The 8,510-nt window shown below is 55.3% G+C and carries 8 protein-coding genes; 6 read left to right on the plus strand and 2 right to left on the minus strand.

Annotation, left to right across the window (positions count from 1 at the left end; genetic code table 11):
- The first annotated feature begins 259 nt into the window (after nt 1–259).
- From rbsD to rbsR, 6 genes are all read left to right on the plus strand, one after another.
- A complete protein-coding gene (rbsD, locus tag KW828_RS21520; protein WP_218338262.1) occupies nt 260–679 on the plus strand; it encodes a D-ribose pyranase in 420 nt (139 codons plus the stop codon).
- A gap of 7 nt (nt 680–686) precedes the next feature.
- Nucleotides 687–2,201, plus strand: coding sequence for a ribose ABC transporter ATP-binding protein RbsA (gene rbsA, locus KW828_RS21525; protein ID WP_088221288.1), 1,515 nt, complete (start codon nt 687–689; stop codon nt 2,199–2,201).
- Nucleotides 2,198–3,163, plus strand: coding sequence for a ribose ABC transporter permease (gene rbsC, locus KW828_RS21530; RefSeq protein WP_218338263.1), 966 nt, complete (start codon nt 2,198–2,200; stop codon nt 3,161–3,163). The genes rbsA and rbsC overlap by 4 nt, the downstream gene beginning before the upstream one ends.
- Before the next feature lie 26 nt (nt 3,164–3,189).
- On the plus strand, nt 3,190–4,080 hold the full coding sequence (rbsB, locus tag KW828_RS21535) for a ribose ABC transporter substrate-binding protein RbsB (RefSeq protein ID WP_218338264.1): 891 nt from the start codon (nt 3,190–3,192) through the stop codon (nt 4,078–4,080).
- A 101-nt stretch (nt 4,081–4,181) separates the two neighbouring features.
- A complete protein-coding gene (gene rbsK, locus KW828_RS21540; protein WP_218338265.1) occupies nt 4,182–5,111 on the plus strand; it encodes a ribokinase in 930 nt (309 codons plus the stop codon).
- A 6-nt stretch (nt 5,112–5,117) separates the two neighbouring features.
- A complete protein-coding gene (gene rbsR, locus KW828_RS21545) occupies nt 5,118–6,110 on the plus strand; it encodes a ribose operon transcriptional repressor RbsR (protein WP_218338266.1) in 993 nt (330 codons plus the stop codon).
- Here rbsR and mdtD read toward each other — a convergent pair.
- Nucleotides 6,107–7,504: a multidrug transporter subunit MdtD gene (gene mdtD / locus KW828_RS21550; protein WP_218338267.1), complete on the minus strand. Its 1,398-nt coding sequence runs from the start codon at nt 7,502–7,504 to the stop codon at nt 6,107–6,109. The genes rbsR and mdtD overlap by 4 nt on opposite strands.
- An 11-nt stretch (nt 7,505–7,515) precedes the next feature.
- The gene (locus KW828_RS21555; RefSeq protein WP_218338268.1) at nt 7,516–8,214 is read right to left on the minus strand and encodes a FadR/GntR family transcriptional regulator; all 699 of its coding nucleotides are present in this window, start codon (nt 8,212–8,214) and stop codon (nt 7,516–7,518) included.
- Nucleotides 8,215–8,510 lie beyond the last annotated feature (296 nt).

Consider the following 8,510-nt stretch of genomic DNA (forward strand, 5'->3'; position numbering starts at 1 on the left):
AAATCTACGTCACAGGCTGCAAGCCTGAGGCCGGGTACGGCATGTGGACTGCATGGCAGAAAGAACCGGCCGGTTCTTTGTGCACGGGAAGCATAATACAAGGCCGGGTAAGCGCAGCGCCACCCGGCACATTCCCTTCTCCATTTGACTTAGCGAAACGTTTCGACGGCGATCACAATTCCGTTACGTCGTGATGGTTTTATGAACATTTTTAGCGCTACACTGCAATCAGCGAAACGTTTCGCTAGTGGAGATAAAAATGAAGAAAGGGTCTGTACTGAATTCTGATATGTCGTCGGTTATATCCCGTCTGGGACATACTGATACGCTGGTCGTGTGCGACGCCGGATTGCCGGTTCCCCATAGCACGCAGCGTATTGATATGGCTCTGACGCAGGGCGTGCCCTCCTTTATGCAGGTGCTGGAGGTCGTGACGACGGAAATGCAGGTTGAGGCAGCCATTCTCGCGACGGAAATTAAAGATCATAATCCGCAGCTCCACGAAACGTTGCTCCGACACATAGAGCAGCTGCAACAACACCAGGGAAATACCATAGACGTTCGTTATGTTTCACACGACACGTTTAAACAACAAACCGCAGACAGTCAGGCGGTGATTCGCAGCGGGGAGTGTTCCCCGTATGCGAATATCATTCTCTGTGCTGGCGTCACATTCTGAGGCTGCCATGGACGCATTATTGCAACTTAAGGGGATCGATAAAGCGTTCCCCGGCGTAAAAGCCCTGTCGGGCGCCGCGCTTAACGTTTATCCCGGCCGCGTGATGGCGCTGGTGGGCGAAAACGGCGCGGGTAAATCCACAATGATGAAAGTCTTAACGGGCATTTATCAGCGTGATGCCGGCTCACTGTTGTGGCTCGGTCAGGAAACCACTTTTACCGGACCGAAATCCTCCCAGGAGGCCGGTATCGGTATCATTCATCAGGAACTGAACCTGATCCCACAGCTCACCATTGCGGAAAACATCTTTTTAGGCCGTGAATTCGTAAACCGGTTCGGCAAGATCGACTGGAAAAAGATGTATGCCGAAGCCAACGTCCTGCTCGCCAAACTGAACCTGCGCTTTAAAAGCGATCGGCTGGTGGGCGATCTGTCGATTGGCGATCAGCAAATGGTGGAAATCGCCAAAGTCCTGAGCTTCGAGTCAAAAGTCATCATTATGGATGAGCCGACCGACGCCCTGACCGATACCGAAACCGACTCCCTGTTCCGCGTCATTCGCGAACTGAAATCTCAGGGACGCGGCATTGTTTATATTTCCCACCGCATGAAAGAGATCTTCGAAATCTGCGACGACGTGACGGTTTTTCGCGACGGGCAGTTTATTGCCGAACGTGAAGTCACCACGCTCAGTGAAGATACGCTGATTGAAATGATGGTGGGACGTAAGCTGGAAGAGCAGTACCCGCATCTTGATAAAGCGCCTGGCGATATTCGTCTGAAAGTGGATGCCGTCTGCGGACCGGGCGTGGATAACGTCTCCTTCGTGCTGCGTAAAGGCGAGATCCTGGGCGTTGCCGGGCTGATGGGCGCCGGACGTACCGAGCTGATGAAAGTATTATACGGCGCACTGCCACGCACCAGCGGCTATGTCACGCTCGACGGCCATGAAGTGGTCACCCGCTCACCGCAGGATGGGCTGGCGAACGGCATCGTATATATCTCCGAAGACCGCAAGCGTGACGGGCTGGTACTCGGCATGTCGGTAAAAGAGAACATGTCGCTCACCGCGCTGCGCTATTTCAGCCATGCCGGTGGTCGCCTGAAGCACAAAGATGAGCAGCAGGCGGTGGGGGATTTCGTTCGCCTGTTTAACGTTAAAACGCCGTCGATGGAGCAGCCGATTGGCCTGCTGTCCGGCGGGAATCAGCAAAAGGTAGCCATCGCCCGCGGGCTGATGACCCGGCCGAAAGTGCTGATTCTGGACGAACCTACGCGCGGTGTGGACGTGGGGGCGAAGAAAGAGATTTATCAGTTAATCAATCAGTTTAAAGCTGAGGGATTGAGCATCATCCTGGTGTCATCGGAAATGCCGGAAGTGATCGGCATGAGCGATCGCATCATGGTAATGCATGAAGGGCATCTGGGCGGAGAATTCACCCGCGAACAGGCCACCCAGGAAGTGCTGATGGCTGCCGCCGTTGGCAAGCTAAATCGCGAGACGCAGGAGTCCAGGCAATGAGTACCCAAACCGTTTCACCCCGCCGCTATTTCAACAAAGCGTGGCTGATGGAACAAAAATCGCTGATTGCCCTGCTGGTGCTGATTGCGATTGTCTCCACGCTCAGTCCGAACTTTTTTACCGTTAATAACCTGTTCAACATTCTGCAACAGACGTCGGTTAACGCCATTATGGCGGTGGGGATGACGCTGGTCATTCTGACCTCCGGGATCGACCTGTCTGTCGGTTCGTTACTGGCGCTAACCGGCGCGGTGGCCGCTTCGCTGGTGGGGATGGAAGTGAATGCGCTGGTGGCGGTGGCAGGTGCGCTGGCATTAGGTGCAGCTATCGGTGCCATGACCGGCGTTATCGTCGCGAAAGGCCGCGTGCAGGCATTTATCGCCACGCTGGTCATGATGCTGCTGCTGCGGGGTGCGACCATGGTCTACACCAACGGCAGCCCGGTAAATACTGGCTTTACTGAAAACGCCGATGTGTTTGGCTGGTTTGGTATCGGTCGTCCGCTGGGGATCCCTGCCCCGGTGTGGATCATGGGATTTGTCTTCCTTGCCGCGTGGTATATGTTGCATCACACCCGTCTTGGTCGGTATATCTATGCGCTGGGCGGTAACGAAGCGGCAACGCGTCTGTCCGGCATCAGTGTGAACAAAATTAAGATTATCGTGTATTCGCTGAGCGGCCTTCTGGCTTCTCTGGCGGGCATTATTGAAGTTGCGCGTCTCTCCTCCGCCCAACCGACGGCGGGCACCGGTTACGAGCTGGATGCCATCGCGGCGGTAGTGCTGGGGGGAACGAGCCTTGCGGGTGGTAAAGGCCGAATTGTTGGCACGCTTATCGGCGCATTGATTCTGGGCTTCCTCAATAATGGTCTGAATTTGCTAGGTGTTTCCTCCTATTACCAGATGATCGTGAAAGCAGTGGTGATTTTGCTGGCGGTCCTGGTAGACAACAAAAAACAGTAATCAATGACATTACAGGACATCTGAATATGAACATGAAAAAACTGGCTACCCTGGTTTCTGCCGTAGCACTGAGTGCGACCGTAAGCGCGAACGCCATGGCGAAAGATACCATCGCGCTGGTGGTCTCCACCCTGAATAACCCGTTCTTCGTCTCCCTGAAAGACGGCGCACAAAAAGAAGCCGACAAACTGGGCTACAACCTGGTGGTTCTGGATTCGCAGAACAACCCGGCGAAAGAGTTGGCGAACGTTCAGGATTTAACCGTACGTGGCACCAAATTGCTGTTGATCAACCCGACCGATTCCGACGCGGTAGGTAACGCCGTGAAGATGGCAAACGAAGCTAAAATCCCGGTGATCACCCTTGACCGCATGGCCGCCAAAGGCGAGGTGGTCAGCCACATTGCTTCTGATAACGTGCTGGGCGGCAAAATCGCTGGTGACTACATCGCTAAAAAAGCGGGTGAAGGCGCGAAAGTGATCGAACTGCAGGGCATCGCCGGTACCTCTGCGGCGCGTGAGCGTGGCGAAGGCTTCCAGCAGGCCGTTGCGGCTCACAAATTCGACGTGCTGGCCAGCCAGCCGGCTGACTTTGACCGTACCAAAGGTCTGAACGTGATGCAGAACCTGCTGACTGCGCACCCGGACGTGAAAGCCGTATTCGCACAGAACGATGAAATGGCGCTGGGCGCACTACGTGCGCTGCAAACTGCCGGTAAAACCGACGTGATGGTAGTAGGTTTTGACGGTACGCCAGACGGTGAAAAAGCGGTAAATGACGGTAAACTGGCGGCGACCATCGCACAGTTACCGGAGCAGATCGGCGCGAAAGGCGTTGAAACCGCTGACAAAGTGATCAAAGGCGAGAAAGTTCAGGCGAAATACCCGGTTGATCTGAAACTGGTTATTAAACAGTAATGTTATTGTCCTGCCGCCTTACGCGGCGGCAGGAAAAAGAACATAAAAGAAAAGCAGGGCACGCGCCACTCCGGGTGGCGCAATGACAGGATGATCCAATTATGAACATGGCAGGTAAACTCGTCGTCCTTGGCAGTATTAATGCCGATCACATTCTCAACCTTGACTCCTTCCCGACGCCGGGTGAAACCGTCACCGGCAACCAGTATCAGGTCGCTTTTGGTGGTAAAGGTGCCAACCAGGCGGTTGCCGCCGGACGTAGCGGCGCAGATATTGCGTTTATCGCCTGCACGGGCGACGACGACACGGGTGAACGGGTCCGTAAGCAACTGGCGAGCGACAACATTGATGTCGCGCCGGTCAGCGTTATCAACGGTGAATCCACCGGCGTGGCGCTGATTTTTGTCAACGCTGAAGGGGAGAATGTCATCGGTATTCATGCGGGCGCTAACGCTGCGCTGTCTGTGGCGTTGGTTGAAGCGCAGCGCGATCGCATCGCTGCGGCTTCCGCACTGCTGATGCAGCTGGAGTCGCCGGTGGAAAGCGTGCTGGCAGCGGCGAAAATCGCCCACCAGAACCGCACGCGCGTGGCGCTTAACCCCGCTCCGGCCCGGGAGTTGTCTGACGAACTGCTGGCGCTGGTGGATGTGATCACCCCGAACGAAACCGAAGCGGAAAAACTGACCGGCATTAACGTCGAAACGGATGAAGATGCCGCGCGGGCCGCGCAGGCGCTGCATGCCAAAGGCATCGGAACCGTGATCATTACGCTTGGCAGCCGTGGCGTGTGGGCCAGCGTTAATGGCGAAGGCCAGCGCATTCCGGGTTTCAAAGTGAAAGCCATCGATACTATCGCCGCCGGTGACACCTTTAACGGCGCGCTAATGACCGCACTGCTGGAAAATCACCCGCTTGAGCAGGCGATCCGCTTTGCCCATGCGGCGGCCGCTATTGCGGTCACGCGTAAAGGCGCGCAACCCTCCGTGCCGTGGCGCAATGAGATAGACGACTTTCTGGCGCAGCAGGGGTAACGCGTCATGGCAACCATGAAAGATGTTGCCCGGCTGGCGGGCGTGTCCACCTCCACCGTCTCGCACGTTATCAATAAAGATCGGTTCGTCAGCGAGGCGATCACCGCGAAAGTGGACGCGGCGATCAAAAGCCTGAATTATGCTCCTTCGGCGCTGGCGCGCAGCCTTAAGATCAACCAGACCCGCACTATCGGCATGCTGATCACCGCCAGTACCAACCCCTTCTATTCTGAGTTGGTGCGCGGCGTGGAGCGCAGCTGCTTTGAGCGTGGCTACAGCCTGGTGTTGTGTAATACCGAGGGCGATGAACAACGCATGAACAGTAATCTGGAGACGCTGATGCAAAAGCGCGTCGATGGCTTACTGCTGCTGTGCACCGAAACCCATCAACCCTCGCAAGAGATCATGCAGCGTTATCCGTCTATTCCAACGGTGATGATGGACTGGGCGCCCTTCGATGGTTACAGCGATCTCATTCAGGATAATTCGCTGCTGGGCGGCGATATGGCAACGCAGCATTTGATCGGCAAAGGCCACACCCGTATCGCCTGTATTACCGGACCGCTGGATAAAACCCCGGCGCGTTTACGTCTTGAAGGGTATCGCGAAGCCATGGTGCGCGCAGGCCTTGAAATACGCGAAGGCGATGAGATCGTCGGTAACTTTGAATTTGGTGGTGGGTTCGAGGCGATGCAGATCCTGCTGGCGCAAAAAGAGCGTCCGCAGGCGGTGTTTATCGGTAACGACGCCATGGCGTTTGGCGCGTATCAGGCGTTATATCAGGCCGGGCTGAAAGTGCCAGAGGATATGGCGATTGTTGGCTACGATGATATTGAACTGGCGCGCTATATGACGCCTCCGCTGACGACTATCCATCAGCCGAAAGATGAACTGGGTGAGCTGGCTATCGATGTATTACTGCATCGCATCACCGATCCCACCCTGGCCCAGCAGCGCCTGCAACTGACGCCGGTATTAATGGAACGCGGCTCGGCTTAAGCTTTGTGCCGCTCTTTAATCAGGTTACGTCCGTCTTTGGCTTTTAACAGCATAAAGACGGAAGCGGAGAGCAGCGTGATCGCACCCATGGTAATAAAGGTGTAGTGAAACTGCTCCACGGTATTCGCGTTATCAAACCCTTCGTAAAAACGCAGCACCGCTGCACTGACGGCCACCCCCAGACTGATCGACAACTGCTGCGTAACGGCCAGCATACTGTTCCCGCTACTGGCGTTCTCATCATTCAGATCGGCAAGGGTGATGGTATTCATGGCGGTGAACTGCGTGGACATCGCCATACCTAAAACGAACAGCGGCAGGATCAGCATCCACAGCGCCATCGACGGCGACTGTAGTGAGAACTGGGCAATCATCACACCGATGATTACCGTTATGCCAACCAGCGTATTGCGATAACCAAAGCGGCGCAGGACCTGAGTCACCACGGATTTGGCCAGAATGGAGCCCATCGCAGTAGGGGCCATAATGCAGCCAGCGATCAGCGCCGGGTAGCCAAAGCCCACCTGTAACATCAGCGGCATTAAAAAGGGCACGCAGCCGGTACCGAGGCGGGATGCCAGATTACCGGCGATGCCGACGGAAAACGTTCGCGTCTTAAACATCGGCAGCGCAATAAGCGGCGTCGGGTGTCGCCGGGCGTGGCGGATATAAGCCAGTAAAAGCAGAATGCCAGTGACAATCACCGACAGGGCGATCCAGCTGGCGACAATCTTCTCGCCAAACAGCTCCATTCCGCAGGAAAACAGCACCAGGCTCAGGCCGAACAGGAAAAAGCCGCGCATATCGAAGCCACGGCGCGGCGTCGTGAAGTTCGGCATATATTTACGCGCATAAAACAGCCCGGCGATACCGATGGGAATGTTGATCAGGAATATCCAGTGCCAGCTCGCCCAGGTCACCATCACGCCGCCAAGTACCGGGCCGAGGATCGGACCTATCAGGCCTGGCATAGTGACGAAGTTCAGCACCGGCAGCAGTTCACTGCGTGGATAGGCACGCAGGAGTGCCAGACGCGCCACCGGCATCATCATTGCGCCTCCGATCCCCTGCACTACCCGGAAGATGACCAGCATACCGAGCGAACTCGACAGGGCGCAGGCCAGCGAACCCAGGGTGAAGAGCGACACGGCAAGCATAAAGACGCGACGTGTGCCGAAGCGGTCTGCCAGCCAGCCGCTCGCCGGGATCAGCATAGCGACCGTCAGGGTATAGCTGATAATCGCCGACTGCATCGCTAAAGGAGAGCGATTCAGACTCTGGGCGATGGCCGGCAGTGCAGTGTTCAGAATGGTCGCATCCAGCGCCTGCATAAAGAAAGCCATTGCCGCGATCCACGGCAGGCCCGCCATACTGCGCGCTTTTTTCTCAGTCATGCGAATTCCTGTTATTTAGCCGGGTGGGGAGTATTCAATAAGAGCTGGCAGGCCTCATAGGCACGCTGAGCATCACTTTTCTGAATGGCATCCACAATCGCCTGATGGTTTTCAAGTTTAACCACTTCGTTTTGCGTAATAGAGGTGAAGTAGGTGTGGTACACCGAATGGAAAAGGGCGGCGAAAGAGGTGAGGAAGGGATTACCGCTCATGGCATAGATATGTTCATGCCAGGCCATATCCACTTCTATCCAGCGCTCGCGCTGAAAATGCTTCTTTAATTGCACCATCTCATTCATCAGCGTATTCAGGTGTGCTTTCTGCTCTGCGTTGCCGAGAAGCGCGGCGAGCTGGCATGCCTGCGGTTCGAGGGTGCTGCGCAGAACCAGGAAGTGCTGGATCACTTCCTGGAAGTTCTCTTCGGTCATCCACCAGGAGAGCAACTCTTTATCAAGGAAGTTCCAGCTACTTTTCGGCATCACGCGGGTACCGATGCGCGGGCGGGGCAGCACCATGCCTTTGGCGGTCAGGGTCTTTACTGCTTCTCTAACTGCGGTACGGCTAACGCCGAACGCTTCACCTAACTCCATCTCCGCAGGGAGGATGCTACCGGGCGCGTACTCACCGGTTAAGATCCGTTGTGCCAGTTTTTCGGCCAGTACATAAGAAAGATTCTTTTGTGCCGCCAATTGTTGTGCGCTTAAAGGCATTCGTCACATTCCTGTTTCTCATTTTTACGTTCTAGTATGCCATCTGCGGGTGGATGTCGATGATAAAAAGAGCAAATACGCCTGATGGTGATGCTTTTTACGACGCTTTGATGAAAAAAAACGCGCTTGAAAAGTTTTTTGAAATTAGGGGTTGTCAGCCCGGAATAACTCCCTATAATGCGCCTCCACTGACACGGAACAACGGCTTACGGCCGGCGGGTCAGAAGGTCTTCCTCCGGGAATGACCGGCAGAGAAAAGCAAAATAATCGCTTGACTCTGAACGGGGAAAACGTAA

Source organism: Enterobacter sp. ENT03, assembly GCF_019218745.1.
GTDB lineage: Bacteria > Pseudomonadota > Gammaproteobacteria > Enterobacterales > Enterobacteriaceae > Enterobacter_D.